25 protein-coding genes, 1 pseudogene and 1 other annotated feature are annotated in these 20,488 nt (G+C 67.4%); of the genes and pseudogenes, 15 read left to right on the top strand and 11 right to left on the bottom strand.

Annotated features, from left to right (window positions below):
- The first annotated feature begins 179 nt into the window (after positions 1-179).
- From MKK64_RS23860 to MKK64_RS23875, 4 genes are all read left to right on the top strand, one after another.
- Positions 180-356 carry a hypothetical protein gene (locus MKK64_RS23860; RefSeq protein WP_243936985.1) on the top strand — a complete coding sequence of 59 codons (177 nt, stop codon included), beginning with the start codon at positions 180-182 and terminating at the stop codon, positions 354-356.
- 70 nt (positions 357-426) lie between these two features.
- Complete coding sequence (locus MKK64_RS23865; RefSeq protein WP_243938040.1) at positions 427-708, top strand: hypothetical protein; 282 nt, start codon at positions 427-429, stop codon at positions 706-708.
- Between the two features lie 184 nt (positions 709-892).
- On the top strand, positions 893-1,798 hold the full coding sequence (locus MKK64_RS23870) for an SDR family oxidoreductase (protein WP_243937014.1): 906 nt from the start codon (positions 893-895) through the stop codon (positions 1,796-1,798).
- Between the two features lie 134 nt (positions 1,799-1,932).
- Positions 1,933-2,544 (top strand): regulator, encoded by a 612-nt coding sequence (locus MKK64_RS23875; protein WP_313898937.1) that lies wholly within the window; start codon positions 1,933-1,935, stop codon positions 2,542-2,544.
- A gap of 60 nt (positions 2,545-2,604) precedes the next feature.
- On the opposite strand, the gene MKK64_RS23880 is transcribed toward MKK64_RS23875, so the two are convergent.
- On the bottom strand, positions 2,605-3,936 hold the full coding sequence (locus MKK64_RS23880; protein ID WP_243937018.1) for an ATP-binding protein: 1,332 nt from the start codon (positions 3,934-3,936) through the stop codon (positions 2,605-2,607).
- Positions 3,937-3,941: 5 nt separating this feature from the next.
- Positions 3,942-4,661, bottom strand: coding sequence for a response regulator (locus MKK64_RS23885; RefSeq protein ID WP_238270122.1), 720 nt, complete (start codon positions 4,659-4,661; stop codon positions 3,942-3,944).
- 252 nt (positions 4,662-4,913) lie between these two features.
- Here MKK64_RS23885 and MKK64_RS23890 point away from each other — a divergent pair, with 252 nt between their 5' ends.
- The 3 genes from MKK64_RS23890 to MKK64_RS28485 all read left to right on the top strand — a co-directional run bounded on the left by MKK64_RS23890 (position 4,914) and on the right by MKK64_RS28485 (position 5,969).
- The gene (locus MKK64_RS23890; RefSeq protein ID WP_409566086.1) at positions 4,914-5,132 is read left to right on the top strand and encodes a GCG_CRPN prefix-to-repeats domain-containing protein; all 219 of its coding nucleotides are present in this window, start codon (positions 4,914-4,916) and stop codon (positions 5,130-5,132) included.
- A gap of 80 nt (positions 5,133-5,212) precedes the next feature.
- Positions 5,213-5,611: an acid-shock protein gene (locus tag MKK64_RS23895; protein ID WP_243938041.1), complete on the top strand. Its 399-nt coding sequence runs from the start codon at positions 5,213-5,215 to the stop codon at positions 5,609-5,611.
- Between the two features lie 85 nt (positions 5,612-5,696).
- A complete protein-coding gene (locus MKK64_RS28485; protein WP_373322459.1) occupies positions 5,697-5,969 on the top strand; it encodes a GCG_CRPN prefix-to-repeats domain-containing protein in 273 nt (90 codons plus the stop codon).
- A gap of 180 nt (positions 5,970-6,149) precedes the next feature.
- On the opposite strand, the gene MKK64_RS23900 is transcribed toward MKK64_RS28485, so the two are convergent.
- The 3 genes from MKK64_RS23900 to MKK64_RS23910 are packed head-to-tail and all read right to left on the bottom strand — an operon-like array spanning position 6,150 to position 8,110.
- Positions 6,150-6,869: a cytochrome c biogenesis CcdA family protein gene (locus MKK64_RS23900; RefSeq protein WP_243938042.1), complete on the bottom strand. Its 720-nt coding sequence runs from the start codon at positions 6,867-6,869 to the stop codon at positions 6,150-6,152.
- 9 nt (positions 6,870-6,878) lie between these two features.
- The gene (locus MKK64_RS23905; RefSeq protein WP_238270128.1) at positions 6,879-7,268 is read right to left on the bottom strand and encodes a thioredoxin family protein; all 390 of its coding nucleotides are present in this window, start codon (positions 7,266-7,268) and stop codon (positions 6,879-6,881) included.
- 41 nt (positions 7,269-7,309) lie between these two features.
- A complete protein-coding gene (locus MKK64_RS23910) occupies positions 7,310-8,110 on the bottom strand; it encodes a pentapeptide repeat-containing protein (RefSeq protein ID WP_243938044.1) in 801 nt (266 codons plus the stop codon).
- A gap of 211 nt (positions 8,111-8,321) precedes the next feature.
- Here MKK64_RS23910 and MKK64_RS23915 point away from each other — a divergent pair, with 211 nt between their 5' ends.
- A complete protein-coding gene (locus MKK64_RS23915) occupies positions 8,322-8,996 on the top strand; it encodes a Crp/Fnr family transcriptional regulator (RefSeq protein ID WP_243936992.1) in 675 nt (224 codons plus the stop codon).
- A gap of 34 nt (positions 8,997-9,030) precedes the next feature.
- Here the strand turns inward: MKK64_RS23915 and MKK64_RS23920 are convergent, their stop codons facing one another.
- The 6 genes from MKK64_RS23920 to MKK64_RS23945 form a co-directional block, all read right to left on the bottom strand.
- Entirely contained in the window at positions 9,031-9,603 is a 573-nt protein-coding gene (locus MKK64_RS23920; RefSeq protein WP_243936993.1) for a GbsR/MarR family transcriptional regulator, read from the bottom strand.
- Positions 9,604-9,637: 34 nt separating this feature from the next.
- Positions 9,638-9,769 (bottom strand): DUF2474 domain-containing protein, encoded by a 132-nt coding sequence (locus MKK64_RS23925; protein ID WP_238270136.1) that lies wholly within the window; start codon positions 9,767-9,769, stop codon positions 9,638-9,640.
- A complete protein-coding gene (gene cydB / locus MKK64_RS23930; protein WP_243936994.1) occupies positions 9,769-10,776 on the bottom strand; it encodes a cytochrome d ubiquinol oxidase subunit II in 1,008 nt (335 codons plus the stop codon). Before cydB ends, MKK64_RS23925 begins: the two co-directional genes overlap by 1 nt.
- A 10-nt stretch (positions 10,777-10,786) precedes the next feature.
- The gene (locus MKK64_RS23935) at positions 10,787-12,205 is read right to left on the bottom strand and encodes a cytochrome ubiquinol oxidase subunit I (protein WP_243936995.1); all 1,419 of its coding nucleotides are present in this window, start codon (positions 12,203-12,205) and stop codon (positions 10,787-10,789) included.
- A gap of 191 nt (positions 12,206-12,396) precedes the next feature.
- A complete protein-coding gene (locus tag MKK64_RS23940) occupies positions 12,397-12,858 on the bottom strand; it encodes a DsrE family protein (RefSeq protein ID WP_409568003.1) in 462 nt (153 codons plus the stop codon).
- Between the two features lie 36 nt (positions 12,859-12,894).
- Positions 12,895-14,568, bottom strand: a complete 1,674-nt coding sequence (locus MKK64_RS23945; RefSeq protein WP_243938047.1) for a bifunctional protein tyrosine phosphatase family protein/NAD(P)/FAD-dependent oxidoreductase — start codon at positions 14,566-14,568, stop codon at positions 12,895-12,897.
- Between the two features lie 144 nt (positions 14,569-14,712).
- Between MKK64_RS23945 and MKK64_RS23950 the strand changes: the two genes are divergently transcribed.
- The 7 genes and pseudogenes from MKK64_RS23950 to MKK64_RS23980 all read left to right on the top strand — a co-directional run bounded on the left by MKK64_RS23950 (position 14,713) and on the right by MKK64_RS23980 (position 20,243).
- On the top strand, positions 14,713-15,381 hold the full coding sequence (locus tag MKK64_RS23950) for a peroxiredoxin (protein ID WP_409568004.1): 669 nt from the start codon (positions 14,713-14,715) through the stop codon (positions 15,379-15,381).
- 2 nt (positions 15,382-15,383) lie between these two features.
- Entirely contained in the window at positions 15,384-16,274 is an 891-nt protein-coding gene (locus MKK64_RS23955) for an MBL fold metallo-hydrolase (RefSeq protein WP_243936998.1), read from the top strand.
- Between the two features lie 47 nt (positions 16,275-16,321).
- Positions 16,322-16,561: pseudogene (locus MKK64_RS28490) on the top strand (ArsR/SmtB family transcription factor); the annotation flags it as partial.
- 113 nt (positions 16,562-16,674) lie between these two features.
- Complete coding sequence (locus MKK64_RS23965) at positions 16,675-17,097, top strand: YeeE/YedE family protein (protein ID WP_243937002.1); 423 nt, start codon at positions 16,675-16,677, stop codon at positions 17,095-17,097.
- On the top strand, positions 17,094-17,546 hold the full coding sequence (locus tag MKK64_RS23970) for a DUF6691 family protein (protein WP_243937005.1): 453 nt from the start codon (positions 17,094-17,096) through the stop codon (positions 17,544-17,546). The genes MKK64_RS23965 and MKK64_RS23970 overlap by 4 nt, the downstream gene beginning before the upstream one ends.
- A complete protein-coding gene (locus tag MKK64_RS23975; protein ID WP_243937006.1) occupies positions 17,543-18,436 on the top strand; it encodes a sulfite exporter TauE/SafE family protein in 894 nt (297 codons plus the stop codon). Before MKK64_RS23970 ends, MKK64_RS23975 begins: the two co-directional genes overlap by 4 nt.
- Positions 18,437-18,591: 155 nt before the next feature.
- Positions 18,592-18,647, top strand: a sequence feature (sul1 is cis-regulatory element that is thought to sense ions involved in sulfur or methionine metabolism; They are found in Alphaproteobacteria).
- 114 nt (positions 18,648-18,761) lie between these two features.
- A complete protein-coding gene (locus MKK64_RS23980; RefSeq protein ID WP_243938052.1) occupies positions 18,762-20,243 on the top strand; it encodes a SulP family inorganic anion transporter in 1,482 nt (493 codons plus the stop codon).
- Positions 20,244-20,488 lie beyond the last annotated feature (245 nt).

A 20,488-nucleotide genomic window follows, 5' to 3' on the forward strand; every position in this document is an offset into this window, starting at 1 on the left:
CGATGCGCCTAAATCCCGCCCTTGCGGCCCTCGTCCTGGCCGCTGCTCCCCTCCCTGCGCTGGCGTCCTCATGCGCCGAGCAGATTGGGACCATCGAACGACGCCTCGACAGCGCCGGAGCCATACAGGTTTCCGGCCTGCAGCCCGGGCACACGCTGCGGACCGGGTCGCCACGGGGCGTGGGCACGGTACGTCTCGACGCGCCGAGCGACCCCGAGACCGTCTCGACGGCCGACCACGTCGTCAACGCCCGGACGCTCATCATCCGGGCAACGGACGAGGATCGCCGGGGCGACCAGCGCGCCTGCGAGAATACGATGTCCGAGGCGAAGGGCATGATCGGCGCCCTGCCATAGTCGCTCACCGGCCGTCCGGTCCGGGGGAAAACCTCGGATCGGTGTTTCACCGACACGGGGATGCCCAGCGATGATCGGTCCTGCCGAACTCGAAGACATGCGATTGGACATCGCCGCGGCCGAGCAGGCCAAGCTTTACGATGTCGCCTCGGCGACCCTGAACCGTCACTGGGCCAGGTGCGGAGCGACCTCGGTCGGGGCGGTCTCCAGAATTTGCGACCTCGTCTTCGAACGGGCCGCCGAACGTCCTGCATCGGATTGGAAGGCGGTCATATCGGAAGCGACCGACGAGGCAGGCTTCCTCGTTCGATGGGACGGTGACGAGGTGGTGTTGCTGGAAGCGCGGCCCTGACCGGGGGGCGTCGGTTTTCCCTGAGGCTCCTGGCCTCGACAGCTGGCCGGGGTGACGATTGCCCACGCAGCGGTAACGGGAACAGGCTTTGTACGGGCACGCTTTCGATCATGTCCGGGCACTGCGAGAACGCTGCCCGTCGCGACCGGCTTCGAAGTCAGGTCGCCTTCACAGGATTCCAGAAATGACCGACGCCCAGAACCATCGCATCGCGATGCAAGACCCTCGTACGCAGTACCCTCAGCCACCGTTCAAGCGGCAGCCGCAGGCGGCACCGGGCCTTGCCGAGGCGATGGACCCGAAGCCCGACCATGGCGAGACCAGCTACGTTGGGCACGGTCGCCTTTTAGGTCGCAAGGCCTTGGTGACAGGCGCCGATAGCGGCATCGGGCGCGCCGCGGCCATCGCGTTCGCACGCGAGGGTGCCGACGTCGCCCTGAGTTTCGTCGGGGCGGAGATGCCGGACGCGCAGGAGGTCGCCAAGTTGATCGAGGCGGAAGGGCGCAAGGCGATCCTGCTGCCGGGCGATATCACCGACAAGGCGTTCTGCGAGACCCTTGTCCACAAGGCTGTGGTCGAACTCGGCGGCCTCGATATCCTGGTGAACAACGCCGGCAAGCAGACCAATCAGAAGGACATCGGCGACATCACGGACGAGCAGTTCGACCTGACGCTGAAGACCAACCTTTACGCGATGTTCTGGATCACCAAGGCAGCGATGCCCCTGCTCCCGGCCGGCGCGTCCATTATCAACACGGCCTCCGTGGTGGCCTACAACCCGCCCAAGATCCTGGTCGACTACGCGACCACCAAGGCCGGCATCATCGCGTTCTCGAAGGCGTTGGCGAAGCAGGCCATCGCGAAGGGCATCCGCGTGAACGCCGTCGCCCCCGGCCCGTTCTGGACCGCACTGCAGCCCTCCGGCGGCCAGCCGCAGGAGGCGGTCGAGAAATTCGGCTCCGAGGTACCCCTGGGTCGCCCGGGCCAACCGGTCGAGCTGGCGCCGATCTACGTGTTCCTGGCCTCCCAGGAGGCGAGCTTCGTCACAGGCGAGGTCTACGGCGCCACCGGAGGAAACGGCACCGCATGATGCGTATCGACGGCACCTCCGCCTGGACGGGGTGCCGGGGGGCCTTCAGCGGAAGGCCGAGGATCTGGTCGACGGCAGACTGGCCTGCACCCGCCGCGAGGTAGGGGAGCAGGCCGGACCCGTCGGGATCGTCCGTGGAGTTAGGCCAGTCGATGGACCGGATGGGAGCGCATCCATTCATCATGGGGGACGTTGCCCCCGACTTGAACCATCCGATGCGGCCGAAAGCCGTGCGACACCCAGAAGCGGCCGGATGGAAAGCGGGAGATGACGAAATGCCGGATCATATGTTCGACGAGACGAACATCACGTGGCGGACCCTGGATTGGCTCCCTCACATCGCGTTCTTCGTCTACAAGGTCGACGAGGAAAACCGCATCGTCGACGTCGTGTTCAAGTTCGCGGCGAACCAGCGGGTGATGCTGCACCGGCACAAGAGCCCTTACGTGACGCTCGTCATGCAAGGCGAGCTTCGGTTCTACCGGCAGGATGGGACCCACAAGGAGACCCGCCCGACGGGCAGCTACGTCTCCGGCGTCGCGAACGGCGAGCCGCATCTGGAAGGCGGCGGCGAGGAGGACGCCATCGTGTTCTTCAGCAACCGAAACATTGAGGACGCCCTCTACGAGTTCCTCGACGACGCGGGCAATCCCGTCCAGGTCCTCGGCATCGCGGACTTCAAGGCGCAGCTCGAAGACCAGATCGCGACGGGCACCTTCGATAAGGTCACCGCCAGGGCGGCGTGATCTCGCGACGCCGGGGATGCGGAATACATCCTCGACATCCGGCCGGCTCCATACCGGCCATCAGGCCGGTAGGCTCACGTCGGCTCGCAGACCGCCGCCGACCCGGTTGGCCAGGGCCACATCGCCCCCATGCGCGCGGATCGCCGACCGTGCGATGGCGAGGCCGAGACCGGTCCCGCCCGTTTCCGCATTCCGCGAGCCCTCCAGCCGCGCGAAGGGCGCGAACATCTCCTCGATCCTGTCGGCTGGAATGCCCGGCCCGTCGTCGTCGACGAGGATGCGGATGCTATCATCGCCCCGCTCAAGAGTGATCCTCGCCCTGTCACCGTACCGGACGGCGTTCTCTACGAGGTTGTCGAGGGCCCGACGCAGTGCCACCGGTCGACCATGGAACTGTAGATCGGCCGGCGACGCGACGGTGACGTCCCGCCCCAGGACCACGTGGTCGTCCACCAGCGCCCGGACCATCTCGGCGAGATCCAGCGGGCCGCTTTCCTGGGCGAGCGCATCGTCCCGGGCGAACGCCAGGGTCGCGTCGACCATCCGCCCCATGTCCGAGATCGTGCGAACCATAGCGCTCCTCAGCTCGCCGTCCTCGACCATCTCGGCCCGGAGCCACAAAGAGGCGATGGGCGTGCGCAGGTCGTGGCTGATCGCGGCCAGCATCCGGGTACGGTCGGCGACGAAGGCCTCCAAGCGCACCTGCATCACGTTGAACGCCGCGGTCATGGTCCGCAACTCGCGCGGGCCGCGCTCCGGCAGCGGTTCGAACGCGGCGCCTCGCCCGGCCATCTCCGCGGCCGTGGCGAGTTCCGCCACAGGGCCGACGATCCCGCGATTCGCGATGGCAACGACCACGAGCACCGCGACCACGCTCGCCAGGACCTGGATGAGCGCGATGCGTATCCACGGCGGCGTCCGCAGCGCGAGCGGAGCCTCGGCGTTTAGCCAGCGTCCGTCGTCCAGCAGGACGGAGACCCGCAGGGCCTGGGGCCTGTCGGACAGGCGGCCCCGGGGGGTGTCCTCCCCGGCGTCCCGCTCGACGAGGGCGATCCGCGCCTGGCTTACGTCGGCCTTCATGCGTCGGTCGATCCGCCGCGCGAGCCGCGTCTCGTCGACACCCATCGCGCCCTCGGGCACGAGGCTCCCGGCATCGATGGTGAAGCGGTGTCGGGGGGACCCGTAGGCCGCGACGACGCTCGGGACGGTGTCTGGCTGGACCGTGTCGAGCAGGCGCACCAGCGTGGCGATGCGGTCGACGACCTGGGTCCTGGCCGCCGCGCGACCGACCCGCGAGGATTCGTGCGCGAACATTGCGAAGGCCGCCGCCTGCGCGCCCACGACGGCGAGCACGAGCAGCAGCGCCAGCCGTCCGCCGAGCGAGTGCGGCACCAATCTCAAGGCACCGTCCTCACCTCGGCCGCCAGGACGTAGCCCCCGCCCCAGACGGTCTTAAGCAGCCCCGGTTTGGCCGGGTCGCGCTCCAGCTTGCGCCGGAGCCGGCTGACCTGGTTGTCGATGCTGCGGTCGAAGGCGTCGGCCGTCCGTCTGCTCGTCATGTCGAGGAGTTGGTCGCGGGAGAGCACAACCCTGGGATGCCGGGTCAGCGCCGAGAGCAGGCGGAACTCCGCCGTGCTGAGCGTTACCGGGGTGCCGGCGTCATCGACGAGCTCGCGACGGTCGGTGTCCAGCGTCCAGCGGTCGAACGCCAGCTTGCGTCCGTCCGCCTCCTCCCGGGTCCGAGGGAGCGCACGCGTGCGCCTCAGAAGGTTCTTGATGCGGGCCAGAAGCTCGCGCGGCTCGAAGGGCTTCGTGACGTAGTCGTCGGCCCCGATCTCCAGGCCGACGATCCGGTCGGTCCCCTCCGCCAGGGCGGTCAGCAGGATGACGGGCGTATCGTAGGCTTCCCGGATATGGCGGCAGAGCGAGAGCCCGTCCTCGCCCGGCATCATCACGTCGAGGAGCACCAGATCGATGACGCTTCCCGCCAGGACGACACGGGCCGCCGCCGCGTCCGCCGCAACGCTGACCCGGAGCTCGTGCCGCTTGAGGTAGGCGGCGAGCGGATCGCGGATGTCGCGATGGTCGTCGACCACCAGGATGTGTGCGTCGTCCATGTCCTTTGCCTTTCGCCGCCGACCCTAACGCGCCGCGGCGTCCGTCTCCCGGGGGAATCTGTCGCGAAATGTATCGGGACTTTCGAGACGGCGACGGCTTGCGACGAAAAAGGAGGTTCCCGGCAAACGCCTGCGACAGGCGGGGGGCAAGGTCTCGGCACTCGCAACCACGCATCGGGAGATAAATCGATGACGAAGGAAACGGTGCGCGCACCGAGCCTGTTCAAGCGACTGCTTCCGGCGGCCCTGCTGATGGCCGGCCTCGTGGGCCCGCTGGCAACCGCCGGCACGGCCGAGGCCCGGGACGGCTGCGGCCTCGGGGGCCATCGCGGGCCATACGGCATCTGCCGGCCCAACCTCGGACCGCGGGTGTTCTACCGGCCCTACGGCTATCGGCCGGCATTCTATGGCCCAAGGCGCTTCGGCTGGGGCGGTCCGCGCTGGCACGGTGGTTGGCATCGCCGGTGGTGACCGGCGCCAGGCATCCGAAGCATGGGGGGCGTGCCATCCGGCACGCCCCCGTCCGGTCCTTCCACGAAAGAGCTGCGCTCATGGCGAAGAGTCTCGTCTGTCTGACCTTGGCCACGTTCCTTGCGGTGACGGCCGCATCCGCCCAATCACCGACGACGGCCCCTTTGCCGACGGGAGACCGGGCTTCCGCCGGCGTCGATCTCGCGACGTTCCTGACGCGGAACCGCACCCGGATGATGCGGGCCGATACCGACCATGACGGTCGCGTCAGCCGAGCGGAGTGGTCGGCTTGGTGGGAAGCCCATCCCGGAAAGGGGCCCTACGATCCGGCCGGACGCTTCCGGGCTATCGATGCGGACGCCGACGGCTTCCTCACGGCGGTGGAGATCGACGCCGTGTCCACCAAACGGTTCGTTCGGCTGGACGCAGACCACGACCGTCGCGTCGTTCGCGCGGAGCGACCTTGCCGTACCAAGTGACCCGAATGCCCGGGATCAGGTCTAAGATTCCGATTTCCCCAATGGCAACGCCATGAGCTGCGCCCGCAACAACGAAGGAAATATCATGAAGCTCACAGGTGTGATCGTCGGCGCGTTCGCGACCATGCTCGTTACAGGCGGGGCCCAGGCCCTGCCCATGGCTAACCCCGGGTTAGGCCTCGATGCCCCCATCGTCCAAGTGCGCGGCGGGTGCGGGTTCGGCGCACATCGTGGCGGGTTCGGAGGGTGTCGCCTGAACCGCGGTCCGCGCGGCGCGATCCGGCGGGCCGTCACCGGCGCGCCGCGCGGCTGCCCACCCGGGCTGTATCGCGGCCCCGCCGGACGCTGCCGCCGCTGAGGCGGCGCTGCCTTAGCCTGGCCACTGGGCGTCGAGTGCCCGGATGAGCGAAGGCGAACCCACGCGGTCGACGATCCGCGTGGGTTTCCTCAAAAGCACCGGTCCCATAGCCCCCACCCGGGGGACCGCTTGCGGTGCCGGATCTGCAGGCATGCCGTTCGATACCAGGATGGCGACCCTTCAGAGCCGGGTCGTCAGATCCGTCAGCCAAGCCGGAGAGGCATCGACGAGGGCCGTTTCTAACATCTTGTCGTAGCCGAGCACGATGGTCAGGCCGGTCACCACGAGGATCAGGCCCAGCGCCGCCTTCAATCCCCTACCCACCCCCATTATCCGGTTGCGCCATCGCATCAACACCTCCCGCGACAGGGTGCCGAGGACGAGTAGCGGCAGGGCCGCGCCGATCCCGAACAGGAACATGGTGAGGGCCACGGCTCCGAGATCGCGGCCCTGGGATGCGAGCAGCGAGGCCGCACCGAGGGTCGGCCCAACGCACGGGCTCCAGACCGCGCCGAGCAGCAGGCCGACGCCGAACTGGCCCGGCAGCCCAGCGGTCGAGAAGCCGCCGAAGCGGTTCTCGGTCCAGTTGCTCATCGGACCCGCAGCCACAGCCAGCCGGGTCTGGGCCGCCGGTACCATCAGCACCAATCCGATCAGGATCAGCATGATGGCTGCCCCGGTCCGGAAGACGCCGGCGTCGAGCCCCATGGCGAACCCGACGGTGGCCACGAACAATCCGATGACTACGAAGGAAAGGGCCAGGCCGCCGGCGAGTGCAGCCGGACCGAGCCGATGCTCCGAGGCGGCCGCTCCCAGGACCAGAGGCAGCAGCGGCAGGACGCACGGGGACAGCACCGAGAGGATGCCGGCGATAAAGGCGAGGCCCAGGCTCGTGACCACGCGAAAGCCTCAGATCGCCTTGTCGAGGAGCGACGAGATCGCCTCGGGCTTGGTCTCGCCAGCCGAACGTCCGGTCTCCTTGGTGCCCTTGTAGGTGATCAGCGTGCTCTGCATCGTGGCGCCGAACTGCTTGACCACGTCCTTGCGGCTGTCGAAGTCGACGTCGAACACCTGCAGGTCGTTGAACTTCGGATCGGCCTCAAGCTTCGACAGGATCGGCTTCTGGGCGGCGCAGGTCGTGCACCACGGAGCGGTGATGTGCACGAGGATCGGTTTGCCGGCCTTCTGGGCGGCCTCGAACGCGGCGGGCGTGTAGGTCATCTCGGCGGCGATGGCCCCGGTGCCGAACAGCATGGGGGCGACGGCGAAGGCGGCGAGCAAGATACGGCGAGTGGTCATGGACGTTTTTCCTTCGTGGATTGGTCGAGGTGGAAGAGGGCTCAGTTCGAGACCTGCGTGATGGCGCGGTCGACGTTCACGCGGGCCGACCAGTCCTTGGCGCTGTCCTGGCCCTTCAGATCGATGAGCCGGGCGGCTGTGACGTCGACGTTCTTGAAGTCGGCCCCGGCGACGGTCGCGCCGGTGAGGTTGGCGCCCGACAGGTCGGAGCCCATCAGGACCACGTCGGTGAGGTCGGCATCGGTGAGGTCGGCGTATTCCAGGCGCGAGCGCCCGAGGTTGGCCCCCTTCAGGTTGGCACCCTTGAGGTTCACCGAGACGAACACGGCCCGCATCAGGCCCATGGACTGGTTCTTGATGTCGGCCCCGCCCTTGAGATCAACGAGGGTGGCCCCGGACATGTTCGCGCCCTTGAAGTCGCCGATGGGCATCGACCGGCTGAGATCGGCCCCGCTGAGGTTAGCGTCGCGGGCGGTGATGCCGAACATCTTTGCGCCGACCAGCTTGGCGCCGGAGAGGTCGGCCTTGATGAACCAGGCCTGCTCCAGGTTCGCGCCGGATAGGTCGGCGCCGCGCAGGTTGGCCTTGTTGAGCCGGGCGGTGCGCAGGTTCGCGCCCTTCAGGTTCAGGCCGGAGAGGTCGAGGCCGGCGAGCGCCTTGTCGGAGAGGTCGATGGGCTTGCCGTCCGCCTTGGCGATCAGTGCCTCGACGTCGGCTCGGGTCATCTCGGCCTTGGTCATCGCGGCGGAGCCCATGTTGGCACCGAGGAGCAGGTCCTGCTCGGCATGGGCGGGGGCGGCCAGGAGCACGGAAGCGAGCAGAAGGGGGACGAGGCGGCGCATGGTTTCTCCCGGTTTCTCGCCCTGGTCCATCGAAAGCCTGCGCTTCATGACGGTCTTGCCGGACGGTTTTTTGTTCAGTGACCACAGTGGTATGGAATGCCGACGCAAACGTCTGTGACCCAAGTCACCGAAGGCTACGGATTCCGAAGCTATAACGCTTGAGTCATGGGCATGGCGGCATCCAACGACCGCCGGCCCCGGGAGGATGACCATGCAGACCGCCCATCAGATCGAACGCTGGATCGAGCGCTTTCCACTGGTCCGGAATTTCAGCGCGAGCCATCTCCAGATCGCGCGCGGCAACGTGCATTTCCCCGTGCTTGAGTCCGGCGCGATTGCCTACGAGCTCCAGGGTGCGTGTGCGAATTACCTCATGTGCATCGACGGGAGGACCCGGGTGTTCCGGATGTCCGAGACCGGCCGGGAGATGCTGATCTACAAGGTCGGCGCCGGCGGGACCTGTGTCCTCACCACCCAGTGCCTGCTGTCGGGCGGCGGCTTCCCGGCGCAGAGCGTCGCGGAGAGCCGGACGGAGCTTGCCGCATTACCGGCCGACACCTTCCGCCAACTGATGCGGGAGAGCGACGAGTTTCGGGACTTCGTCCTCGACGACTACACCAAGCTCCTGACCGCCGTGTTCGACCTCGTCGAGGAGGTGGCCTTCGCGCCGCTGGAACAACGGCTTGCGCGGCGGTTGTTGGTCGAGGCCGATGCCGGGGGGATCGTCTGGAAAACGCACCAACAACTGGCATCGGACGTCGGGAGCGTACGGGAGGTGATAAGCCGCCTCCTGGGGGAGTGGGCCGACGCCGGCCTGGTCGAGGTCCGTCGCGGGCAGGTGCAGGTCATCGACCGAGCGGCGTTGGCGGCGGGAAGGCCCGATTAGGCGGCTTCACCAGCTCCTCCCGGCAATGGATCGGTCAGCGACCATCATCCTCGCGGATCTTTCGGGCACGAGGCAGGAGGCGATCCTTGAGTTCGAGCATCTTCTGGACCTTCGACCCGAGGGTAAGGAGGTCGACCAACCGTTCGGTCTCCAGTCGCTGCATGTCGGCGTACCAACCGGTGAGGAGCTCCAACAGGTCATGCATCTCGCGCAGCCGCGCCTGGGCATGGACCTCCGCATCGGATTGCGGCACCTGCATCAGGGTCTCACGCAGCATCGTCAGCGTGGGATCGATCTCCCGCTTCTTGCGCTCCTCGACCAGGGTACGGACGATCTGCCAGATGTCCTCCGGCGTGGAGAAGTAGTCGCGACGGTCCCCGGGCACGTGCTGTAGCCGCACGAGCTTCCAGGCCTGCAACTCCTTCAGCCCCATGCTCACGTTGGAACGCGACAGGCCGAGCCGCGCGACGATCTCGTCGGCGTTGAGCGGGCGCTCGGCGACGAACAGCACGGCATAGATCTGCCCGACCGTGCGGTTGATGCCCCAGCGGGATCCCATCTCGCCGAAATGCAGGACGAAGGTCTGGACGAGGGGAGGAAGCTGCACGGAAGCTCCGCGTTCGATGATCGGAGAGGGGCGCTCAGCCGGCCTTGAGCCAGGTGCGCAGGACGAAGGCGACGACACCGAGCGCCAGCACGCTGCCGAGCCAGATCGCGGCGAGCCAGGCGAGGCGTCGCCAGAGCGGTCCCGGCTCGGTTGGGATCGGGGCCATCAGTGATAGCCGTCCGCGTCGACCTTCCCGCGAAACACCCAGTAGGCATAGCCGGTGTAGGTCAGGATGATCGGGATCAGCACCGAGGCGCCGACCAGGATGAAGACCTGGCTGGCATGGGGGGACGCCGCCTGCCAGATGGTGACGCGACCCGGCACGACGTCGGGGAAGATGCTGATCCCGAGGCCGACGAACGAGAGCAGGAACAGCCCGAGCGCGATCAGGAACGGCCAGCGGTCCCGGCCTCGCTTAAGGGTGCGATGGAGGAAAAAGGCCGCGATTCCGACGAGCAGCGGCACCTGCGTCGTCAGCAGGACGTTCGGCATCGCGAACCAGTTCTGCCAATACTTGCCTTCCAGGAACGGCGTCACGGCGCTGACCGCCGCGATGGCCAGCACCGTGGCGACGCCGAGGCGCAGCGACAGCGCGCGCGCGCGGTCGTGAAGTGGTCCCTCGGTGCGCATCACCAGCCATGTCGCGCCGAGCAGCGCGTAACCGCATACCAGCCCGATCCCCACCAGCACGCTGAATGGCGACAGCCAGTCCCACCAGCCGCCGGCATAGGCGCGGCCCTCGACCTTGATGCCCTGCAGCAGGGCCCCCAACGCGATGCCCTGAGCCAGGGTCGCGACGACGGAACCGCCGGTGAAGGCGATGTCCCATAGGGCGCGGTGACGTGGGTCGCGCCAGCGGAATTCGAAGGCTACGCCGCGGAAGACGAGGCCGAGGAGCATCGCGATGATCGGCGCGTAGAGCGCCGGCATGATGATGGCGTAGGCCAGAGGGAACACCGCGAACAGGCCGCCGCCGCCGAGGACGAGCCAGGTCTCGTTGCCGTCCCAGACGGGGGCGACGGAGTTCATCGCGGTGTCGCGCTCCGGACCCGGCCGGAAGGCGGGGAACAGGATGCCGATCCCGAGGTCGAAGCCGTCCATGACGATGTAGGCGAACACCGCGAACGCGATGATCAGGGCCCAGACGACGGTGAGGTCCACGTTCTCGAACATCGCGATGCCCTCACTCGGCCGGCTGCAGGGTACGGTCGGAACCGACCGAAGGCGCCGGGGTGATGCCGGCCGCCCGGATAGGCTTGCCGGGCTCTACGCCCTGCTCGCCGGGATGGGGGGCCTTCGCCATCAGCCGCAGGATGTAGAGGATGCCCATCGAGAACACCGCGAAGTAGATGACCACGAAGGCCGTGAGCGAGGCCGCGACCGCAGGGGCCGACAGCGGCGAGGCGGACTCGGTCGTCCGCAGCAGGCCGTAGACGGTGAAGGGCTGGCGCCCGACCTCGGTGGTGATCCAGCCGGCGACCACCGCGACGAAGCCCGCCGGACCCATCGCCAGGGCGAAGCGGTGCAACGGTGCCCACTCGTAGAGCCGACGCTTGTACCGGGCCACGAGGCTGACGACACCGAGCAGCAGCATCAACATGCCGAGCGCGATCATCACCCGGAACGACCAGAACACGACCGGTACCGGGGGCCAGTTCGTCCGCGGGATGGAGTCGAGTCCCTTCAGCGGCGCGTTCAGGTCATGCTTGAGGATCAGCGAGGACAGCTTCGGGATCGAGACCTGGTAGTCCATCCTCCCGGCTTCCTGGTTCGGCAGGCCGAACAGGATCAGCGGCGCCCCGTCGGGATGGCTCTCGTAATGGCCTTCCATCGCCATCACCTTGGCGGGCTGGTGCTCAAGGGTGTTGAGCCCGTGCGCGTCGCCGGCCAGGATCTGGAGGGGTGCGACGAGCGCCGCCATCCACATCGCCATCGAGAACATCGTCCGGGCGCCGATGTTGAAGCGGTCGCGCAGGAGGTGCCAGGCGCCGACGGCGCCGACAACGAGCGAGGTCGTGAGGTAGGCGGCGAGCACCATGTGGACGAGGCGATAGGGGAAGGACGGGTTGAAGATGATCGCCCACCAGTCCTCCGGCACGAACTGGCCGGCCGCGTTGACGCCGTAGCCCTGCGGCGTCTGCATCCACGAGTTCACCGACAGGATCCAGAAGGCGGAGAAGAAGGTCCCGAAGGCGACGGCCAGGGTGGCGACGAAGTGCAGGCGCGGCCCGACCTTTCGCATGCCGAACAGCATCACGCCGAGGAAGCCGGCCTCAAGGAAGAACGCGGAGAGCACTTCGTAGGCCATCAGCGGCCCGAGCACGGGCCCGGTCTTGTCAGAAAACACCGACCAGTTGGTGCCGAACTGGTAGGACATCACCAGTCCCGAGACGACCCCCATCGCGAAGGCGATGGCGAAGATCTTGATCCAGTATTTGAACAGATCCATGAAGACCTGCCGACCGGTCGCGAGCCACAGCCCTTCGAGGACCGCGAGGAAGCTTGCGAGGCCAATCGAGAAGACCGGGAAGATGATGTGGAAGGCGACCGTGAACCCGAATTGCGCGCGGGCCAGCACGAGAGCGTCGATGTTGGACAGCATGGAGGAACTCCGGGCGCGCCTTGATTTCGAAACTTATCGCATTTTCAGGAATTACTGAAAAGTGCGACATGAGCGGCCGTCGCCGTGATCGGGGCGGATTGGGAAGATGGTGGGGTCGTCGACGTGTACGGCGGTCCAGGCAGCGAAAGCACCGTGGTACGACACGGCCACGACCCGGTTGGCAGCCACCTTCAGGGGTGGACGTAGGAAAAGCCCATCCCCTGCAGTCGGACGATCTCCGCCACCCCGCTCGGGACGATGTCGGCCTCGGTCACTCCGTGCAGCTCGTGCCAATCGATCTTCCGCTCCGTCAGGGTGTTCCTGCAGATGAGGAACCTGACCCCCTCCGCCTTGAGGTCGTCGATCCGTTGCGCGAGCATCGGGTCCTTGGCCGCCATCTGGAACAGGTCGACGCCGTCGCCGAAATCCACCACGCGGATCTGGATGTGGTCCTTGCCCACAGACTCGACGTGGTTCTTGAGGTTTCCGAGGATGTGCTTGAAGTAGGTCGCGTTGTCCGGCCTGCCGCCATCGTTCTGATAGACGACCTTCTGGTCGGAATAATACCCGGCGGGTACGTCGCCAGCCGCCATGGCGGGGATCGCCATCAGCGCGAGCAACGGGAGCAGCGTGGCTAACGTCCGGCGTCTCATGGGCGTCTTCTCCTGATGTTTTCGGTGCGGCCAGGTTCAGGCGGCGGCCTTCGGCTTGGCCATCCATTCCCGCCCCTTGAGCATCGCCTTCCAGTAGATCGGCGGCAGCATGCGCTCCTTGAGGAACCACGCCATCCTGCTGGGCTTCGTGCCGTCGATGAACCAGGACGGGAAGCTCGGGAGCAGCGCACCGCCGTAGCCGAATTCGGCGAGCAGGATCTTGCCGCGCTCGACGGTGAGCGGACAGGAGCCGTATCCGTCATAGGCGACATGCGGGGTGCGGACGTAGCCTAGGTCGTGCAACAGGTTATGCGCGACGACCGGTGCCTGCTTGCGAGCGGCCGCGGCCGTCTTGGCGTTGGGAGCGCTGCAGGCGTCGCCGAGGGCGTAGACGTCCGGGAAACGGGTATGGCGCAGGCTTGCCTGATCGACCTCCACCCAACCGTTGGCATCCGCCAGCGGTGAGGCCCTGACGAAGTCCGGTGCCCGCTGGGGCGGCGTCACGTGGATCATGTCGAAGGGCACTTCGACCGTCGATGGCGATCCATCCCCGGCCTTCGTCGCAAACCAGGCCCGCTTGGCCGACCCGTCGATGCGCGTCAGCGTATGCCCGAAATGGAGTCCGGCCCGATAGCGCTCGACGTATTCCATCAGTGCCGGCACGTACTCCTTCACGCCGAACAGGACGGGGCCGGCGTTGAAGAAATCGATCTCGATGTTCCCGAGCCGGCCCTCGCGGCGCCAATGGTCGGCGGAGAGGTAGAGGGCCTTCTGGGGCGCCCCGGCGCACTTGATCGGCATCGGCGGCTGCGTGAACACGGCCCGGCCCGAGCGCAGGCCTTGGACCAGCTCCCAGGTATAGGGCGCGAGGTCGTACCGGTAGTTCGATGTGACCCCGTTGCGCCCGAGGGTCTCGCCCAGTCCCTCGATGCCTCCCCAGTTCAGGGTCAGGCCGGACGCGACGATGAGGCGGTCGTAGGTGACGACCCGGCAGCCCTCCAGGATGACGGCCTTCCTCTCCGGCTCGAAGGCCGCCACCGCCGCCTTGATCCAGCGGACCCCGTCGGGGATGAGCGAGGCCATCGTGCGCGCCGTCGTCGCCGGCTCGAAGACGCCGCCGCCGACCATGGTCCAGCCCGGCTGGTAGTAGTGCACGTCGGCCGGCTCGATGATGGCGATGTCGAGGTCGGGCTTGCGCGACCTCAGGCTCGCTGCGACGGCGATGCCGCCGGCTCCGCCTCCGACGATCACCACGGTGTGGTTCGCCTCCGCGCCGTCGGTCGGGACGCACCCCCCGGAGGCGATGCGCTGGGCGACGCCGTTCATGTCGTATCCCGCGGCCTTCGCCGTCGCGAGGATGGCGGACAGGGGGCGCCCGCGACGCCCCTCGTCCAGGGACCAGAGCGTGGTGGATCGCGTGCCGGTACGGCAATAGGCCAGGACGGGTCCGGGCAGCGCCCGCAGCGCCACGCCGAAGGCCGTGGCGTCCGCATCGGTCACGGTTCCCGAGATCACCGGAAGGTAGCGCGCGTCGAGACCCGCCTCCGTCGCCGCCCGCTCGATCTCGGCGAAGCCCGGCTGGTCGGCACCCTCGCCGTCGGGACGGTTGCAGATGATCGACCCGAACCCGAGCCGTGCGGCCTCCGAAACGTCGGTCGGTCGTAACTGACCTGTCACCGACAGGCCCTGATCGATCCGCTTAGCGTCCATGATCCGGCTCCTCGCCTCGTCTTCGATATATCATTATGTATATTGATTTTCTTATCTCCAAAAAACACATATTGACTTTCGATACAAGCGGAAACACATTGATGTTGTGAGAAGACCCAGGACGCCTGAGACGGATGTCACTTCATGACTAGCGATAATGATATGTCGGTGGTGGCCGAGCGACCGGGATGCCCGCCGCTCATCGGCGATACGGCACCGGCGTTCCGGGCCCGAACGACGATGGGTGAGCGAAGCCTCGACGCGTATCGCGGCCGATGGCTCGTGCTGTTCTCCCATCCGGCCGACTTCACGCCTGTCTGCACCAGCGAGTTCGTCGCGTTCGCCAAGGCCTATGAGCGCTTCCAGGGCCTCGACTGCGACCTCCTCGCCCTCTCGGTCGACAGCCTGTCGTCGCACCTCGCCTGGAAGCACAGCATCGAGCAGCGCTTCGGCGTGCGGGTGCCGTTCCCGATCATCGAGGACCCGGCCATGGGCATCGCCCGCGCCTACGGCATGCTGCCGGCCCGAGCGACGTCCAGCGCCACCGTGCGCACCACCTTCGTGATCGATCCGGAAGGGACCGTCCGCGCGACCCTCGCCTACCCGATGACCGTGGGACGCAGCGTCGAGGAGATCGTGCGCCTCGTCTCCGCCCTGCAGGCCACCGACGCGTCCGAGGTCTCGACGCCGGAGGGATGGCATCCGGGCGAGCCGGTGCTGGCGACGCCGCCCCTCACGTTCGACGAGATCGCCGCCCCCGCCCAGGACACGGGCCAGGGCGCCGATTGGTACTACCGCCTGGGGAGACTTTGACCATGACCGTCGCCAGCCAGCACCCCATCGTTAAGGGCTTCCACGAAAGGCGGACCGGCAGCATCCAATACGTCGTGGCCTGCCCGACGACGCGCCGATGCGCCATCGTCGATCCGGTCCTAGATTTCGACGAGAAGTCCGGTGCGACCGCGACGCGCTCTGCGGATGCGATCCTTGATCATGTGCGCGCCAACGGCCTGACGGTCGAGTGGATCCTCGATACCCATCCCCATGCGGACCACTTCTCCGGGGCCCCCTACCTGAAGGCGCGTACCGGGGCGCCCACCGCCATCGGCGAGCGGGTGGTCGACGTCCAGCACCTGTGGAAGGGGCTATACAACCTACCCTCCGCCTTTCCCGTCGACGGATCGCAGTGGGACCGGTTGTTCGCCAACGGGGAAACGTTCCGCGTCGGCGAGGTCGATGCGCGGGTGATGTTCTCGCCGGGCCACACGATGGCGTCGGTGAGCTACGTGATCGGCGACGCCGCCTTCGTTCACGATACGCTTTTCATGCCGGATTCCGGCACGGCGCGTTGCGATTTCCCCGGCGGCGATGCCGCCACGCTGTGGCGCTCGATCCAGGCGATCCTCGCCCTGCCGGACGAGACCCGGGTCTTCACCGGCCACGACTACGAGCCGAACGGCCGCATGGCGGCCTGGGAGAGCACCGTCTCCGAGCAGCGCGCCCACAACATCCACATGGTCGCGGCGAGGAGCGAGGCCGAGTTCGTCGACCTGCGGAACGCCCGCGACGCCGCCTTGCCGATGCCCAAGCTCATCCTGCACGCGCTCCAGGTCAACATCCGGGGCGGGCGCCTTCCGGAGCCCGAGGAGAATGGCCGGCGCTACCTCAAGGTCCCCCTCGATACCCTCGAAGGAGCCGCTTGGTGAGCATCGAGCCAACTAAGGCGCCGGACCTCTCCGAGGAGACGGCGACGATGGTCGCCGACCTTCTTAAGATGGTGGCGAACCCGAACCGCCTCCGCATCCTGTTCTTCCTGGCGAAGGGGGAGCACGCAGTATCCCAAATCGAGCATGAGCTCGGCATCCGCCAACCGACGCTCTCGCAGCAACTCGGCGCCCTGCGCGAGGCGGAGGTGGTCTCCACCCGGCGAGAGCACAAGGTGGTGTACTATCGACTGACAGACCCGCGCATGCTCGCGCTGCTGTCGGCCATGGACGACATCCTCGTCTCCTCGCGCCCGATCCGCCGTGTCCCGCCGCGAACCGTCGAGGCCCGTGCCCGCACGCTGGGCCAGGCGGCGGTGTTCGGACGGGTGGGGGACGAGGCATGAGCTTCGTCATCACCCCGCTTGGCGGGGGCGCCCTCATCGGCGCCTCGGCGGCCCTGCTGCTCCTCGCCAACGGACGAATCGCGGGCATCAGCGGCATCGCCGGCCGTCTCCTCGGTCGCTGGGACGGCGACGCCGCCTGGCGGATCGCGTTCCTCGTCGGATTGCTGCTCGGCCCGGTGCTGTACCGTGGCGTCGCCGGGCAATGGCCGGCGGCCCGCATCGACGCGCCGTGGCCGATGTTGATCCTCGGCGGCCTCCTCGTCGGCTACGGCACCCGACTCGGCTCCGGCTGCACCAGCGGCCACGGGGTCTGCGGCCTCGCTCGCCTGTCGCCCCGCTCCCTCGCCGCCGTGGCGACATTCATGGCGTTCGCGATGGCGACCGTGTTCCTGGTTCGGCACGGGGGCCTGTCCCGATGAACGCTTCCCGCATCGTGGCGGCGCTCGTCGCCGGGCTCCTGTTCGGATTTGGCCTCGCCCTGTCCGGCATGATGGACCCCGCCCGCGTGCTCGGTTTCCTCGACGTCGCCGGCGCCTTCGACCCGACCCTGGCGTTCGTGCTCACGGGCGCGGTGGCCCTCTCGGCGGTGGGCTACCGGCTGAGACGCGGAATGGCCCGTCCCCTCCTGGCGGGCCGGTTCGAGGTTCCCGCCGGCCGTCGCCTCGATCCGAAGCTCCTCGGTGGCGCTGCCTTGTTCGGCATCGGCTGGGGCCTCGTCGGCCTCTGCCCCGGACCCGCGCTTGCTGCCCTCGTTCTGGGGCTACCCGACGTGGCGATCTTCGTGGCCGCGATGCTCGGCGGAATGCTGCTTTACCGCCTGACCTCGATCCGCGGCTCCGGCTCGGCCTATGGAGCGACCATGTCATGACCGCGCTGCCTGCCCTCCTGTCCGGAGCCGGCGTCGGCTTCACTCTCGGTCTGATCGGGGGCGGCGGCTCGATCCTCGCCACCCCCCTTCTCCTCTACGTCGTCGGCATGTCCCAGCCCCACCTCGCCATCGGCACGGGGGCGCTGGCGGTCGCGGCCAACGCCACGCTGACGTTCGGTGGCCACGCCCGCGCCGGCAACGTGCGCTGGCGGTGCGCCATTGTCTTCGCCCTGGTGGGCGTCCTCGGGGCCCTGGTCGGCTCGACCCTCGGCAAGGCCGTGGACGGTCAGCGGCTGCTGTTCCTGTTCGCCATCCTGATGGTCGTCGTCGGCATCCATATGCTCCGCTCCGGGCGAAACGGCGGTCCAGCCCTGGAAAGCGCGCCGGCCGAGGGATGCGGGCCGATGCCGACGGCGAAGGTGCTCGCCGTGGCATTCACGGTGGGGATACTGTCGGGCTTCTTCGGGATCGGCGGCGGCTTCCTCATCGTGCCCGGCCTCGTCTTCGCGACGGGGATGCCGCTGATCAACGCGGTCGGCACCTCGCTTCTGGCGGTCGGCGCCTTCGGGCTGGCCACGGCGGCGAACTATGCGCTGTCCGGACTCGTGGACTGGATCGTGGCCGCCGAGTTCATCGCCGGTGGCCTCGCCGGTGGTTTCCTGGGCATGCGGCTGGCCTGCCGGCTGGCCGCTTACAAGGGGCTGCTGAACCGGATCTTCGCCGGGGTCATCTTCGTGGTGGCGGGATACATGCTCTATCGCAACGTCGGCGCCCTGACCCATCCGGCCCGATCGGCATCGGCACTTGCGCCCTGCCGCATGCTTGCGTCCCAACCTCTTCTTACGCAATCCATGAAACGGTTCAGGAAACGAGACGACCGCCAGGCATGAACTTCTGGCGTTCGCTACCGCTATCGGCCGACGTCTCGGCGGGGCCGCTGCAGCGGTAAGGACGTTGACGCCGATCCTGGCCCGAGCGGTCCCCACCGGGCGCCGCTAGGTTATTGCATCGCACCACACGGTTGATGTACGAGCGGGGTCATCCAACAGGACCCGGTGAAACCCCGGGTGGCTCTTCCGGCCGCCGATCCGCCGGACCACGCAATCGACGATGACCGTGTCGCGGACCTCCGAGGAGGCCGACCCATCGTCTTGCGCATCCCGCACCGGATCGACGACGCTTCGCGTGCGGGACGACGAAAGTCTCCCACCCATCATGAACCTCGCACATCTCCGGAGCGAATGGGCTCCGAACGTCACGCGTGAATTGCTGGCCGGCACGGTCGTCGCCCTGGCCCTGATCCCCGAGGCCATCGCCTTCTCGATCATCGCCGGCGTCGACCCCAAGGTCGGCCTCTACGCCTCCTTCTGCATCGCCGTGGTCACCGCCTTCGCCGGCGGGCGTCCGGCGATGATCTCCGCTGCCACCGGGGCCATGGCGCTACTCATGGTCGGCCTCGTGAAGGATCACGGAGTCGGCTACCTGTTCGCCGCCACCATCCTCACTGGGCTCCTTCAGATCATTGCCTGGGGCTTGCGCCTGGGCAATCTGATGCGGTTCGTATCGCGTTCGGTGGTCACCGGGTTCGTCAACGCGCTGGCGATCCTGATCTTCCTGGCGCAGATGCCGGAGCTCCTCGGTCAGGGCACCACGGTCTACGTCATGACCGCCATCGGCCTCGGCATCATCTACGGGCTGCCGTACCTGACCAAGGCGGTACCCTCGCCGTTGGTCACCATCGTCCTGCTCACCGCGGTCTCGATGTACCTAGGCCTCGGCATCCACAAGGTCGGCGACATGGGCGCGCTCCCAAGCGAGCTCCCTTGGGTGGCCCTGCCGCAGGTGCCGTTCACCCTCGACACCCTCCGGATCATCCTGCCGGTCTCGCTGACGCTGACCATGGTCGGGCTCCTGGAGAGCCTGATGACGGCGGCCATCATCGACGAGATGACCGACACGGGCTCGAACAAGAACCGCGAATGCGCCGGTCAGGGCGTGGCCAACATCGCCTCGGGCTTCCTCGGGGGCATGGCGGGATGCGCCATGATCGGCCAGTCCGTCATCAACGTCTCCTCGGGCGGGCGCGGACGGCTCTCGACCCTGTGGGCCGGCGCCTTCCTGCTGTTCCTGATCGTCGTGCTCGGTCCCTACGTGGCACGGATCCCGATGGCGGCACTCGTCGCGGTGATGATCATGGTGGCGATCAACACCTTCCAGTGGAAGTCGCTCGGGACGTTGGTGACCCATCCGAAGGCGTCGAGCTTCGTGATGCTCGGCACGGTCGCGGTGGTGGTCGCGACCCATGACCTCGCCAAGGGCGTCCTGTTAGGCGTGGTCCTCAGCGGGCTGTTCTTCGCCCACAAGGTCACCAAGTTCTTCGCCGTCCGGTCATCCCGTGGCGAGGGCGACGTGCGCACCTACCAGGTGACCGGACAGATCTTCTTCGCCACCGCGGAAGCCTTCCACGCCGCCTTTGACTTCCGCGAGGAAGCTCTGAAGGGCGTCGTGATCGACCTCTCGGCGGCGCACTTCTGGGACATCTCGGCCATCAATGCCCTCGACCGGGTCGTCCTCAAGCTCCGCCACCACGGGATCACGGTCGACGTCGTCGGCATGAACGAGGCGACGGCAACGATGGTCGAGCGCATCGGTACTCACGATAAACCTGGGGCGACCTTCGCCGTCGGGGGGCATTGATCTTGGGAAAGCTATTGTTGCATCGTTTTGATTCTTTGTGCGTATGACGCTTCATATAACCGGTTGCTGGCGAAATCCGCCGAAGCGTCAGGGGGGGCCTGGGTGCATGGTCCGACGGTCGGAGGAGAGGTCTAGGACCCGGTCGGATACCAGCCGATCACCCTACGCGAGGCGATGGTCGTGTCGGGCCCGAAGCCGTACATCCGGACCGATCCGGTTGGGATCTCCATGGCCTCGACCTGGCT

It is taken from the genome of Methylobacterium sp. E-025 (genome assembly GCF_022829705.1).
Classification (GTDB): Bacteria; Pseudomonadota; Alphaproteobacteria; order Rhizobiales; family Beijerinckiaceae; genus Methylobacterium.

What these genes read in the sequence shown, in the direction of transcription:
- MKK64_RS23945 (WP_243938047.1), bottom strand. Translation starts at nt 14,568, where the DNA reads ATGGACGCTAAGCGGATCGATCAGGGCCTGTCGGTGACAGGTCAGTTA.
- MKK64_RS23975 (WP_243937006.1), top strand. Translation starts at nt 17,543, where the DNA reads ATGACCGCGCTGCCTGCCCTCCTGTCCGGAGCCGGCGTCGGCTTCACT.
- MKK64_RS23885 (WP_238270122.1), bottom strand. Translation starts at nt 4,661, where the DNA reads ATGGACGACGCACACATCCTGGTGGTCGACGACCATCGCGACATCCGC.
- MKK64_RS23940 (WP_409568003.1), bottom strand. Translation starts at nt 12,858, where the DNA reads ATGAGACGCCGGACGTTAGCCACGCTGCTCCCGTTGCTCGCGCTGATG.
- MKK64_RS23915 (WP_243936992.1), top strand. Translation starts at nt 8,322, where the DNA reads ATGCAGACCGCCCATCAGATCGAACGCTGGATCGAGCGCTTTCCACTG.
- MKK64_RS28485 (WP_373322459.1), top strand. Translation starts at nt 5,697, where the DNA reads ATGAAGCTCACAGGTGTGATCGTCGGCGCGTTCGCGACCATGCTCGTT.
- MKK64_RS23955 (WP_243936998.1), top strand. Translation starts at nt 15,384, where the DNA reads ATGACCGTCGCCAGCCAGCACCCCATCGTTAAGGGCTTCCACGAAAGG.
- MKK64_RS23925 (WP_238270136.1), bottom strand. Translation starts at nt 9,769, where the DNA reads ATGGCCCCGATCCCAACCGAGCCGGGACCGCTCTGGCGACGCCTCGCC.
- MKK64_RS23980 (WP_243938052.1), top strand. Translation starts at nt 18,762, where the DNA reads ATGAACCTCGCACATCTCCGGAGCGAATGGGCTCCGAACGTCACGCGT.
- cydB (WP_243936994.1), bottom strand. Translation starts at nt 10,776, where the DNA reads ATGTTCGAGAACGTGGACCTCACCGTCGTCTGGGCCCTGATCATCGCG.
- MKK64_RS23950 (WP_409568004.1), top strand. Translation starts at nt 14,713, where the DNA reads ATGACTAGCGATAATGATATGTCGGTGGTGGCCGAGCGACCGGGATGC.
- MKK64_RS23890 (WP_409566086.1), top strand. Translation starts at nt 4,914, where the DNA reads ATGGCCGGCCTCGTGGGCCCGCTGGCAACCGCCGGCACGGCCGAGGCC.
- MKK64_RS23905 (WP_238270128.1), bottom strand. Translation starts at nt 7,268, where the DNA reads ATGACCACTCGCCGTATCTTGCTCGCCGCCTTCGCCGTCGCCCCCATG.
- MKK64_RS23895 (WP_243938041.1), top strand. Translation starts at nt 5,213, where the DNA reads ATGGCGAAGAGTCTCGTCTGTCTGACCTTGGCCACGTTCCTTGCGGTG.
- MKK64_RS23870 (WP_243937014.1), top strand. Translation starts at nt 893, where the DNA reads ATGACCGACGCCCAGAACCATCGCATCGCGATGCAAGACCCTCGTACG.
- MKK64_RS23970 (WP_243937005.1), top strand. Translation starts at nt 17,094, where the DNA reads ATGAACGCTTCCCGCATCGTGGCGGCGCTCGTCGCCGGGCTCCTGTTC.
- MKK64_RS23910 (WP_243938044.1), bottom strand. Translation starts at nt 8,110, where the DNA reads ATGCGCCGCCTCGTCCCCCTTCTGCTCGCTTCCGTGCTCCTGGCCGCC.
- MKK64_RS23965 (WP_243937002.1), top strand. Translation starts at nt 16,675, where the DNA reads ATGAGCTTCGTCATCACCCCGCTTGGCGGGGGCGCCCTCATCGGCGCC.
- MKK64_RS23865 (WP_243938040.1), top strand. Translation starts at nt 427, where the DNA reads ATGATCGGTCCTGCCGAACTCGAAGACATGCGATTGGACATCGCCGCG.
- MKK64_RS23935 (WP_243936995.1), bottom strand. Translation starts at nt 12,205, where the DNA reads ATGCTGTCCAACATCGACGCTCTCGTGCTGGCCCGCGCGCAATTCGGG.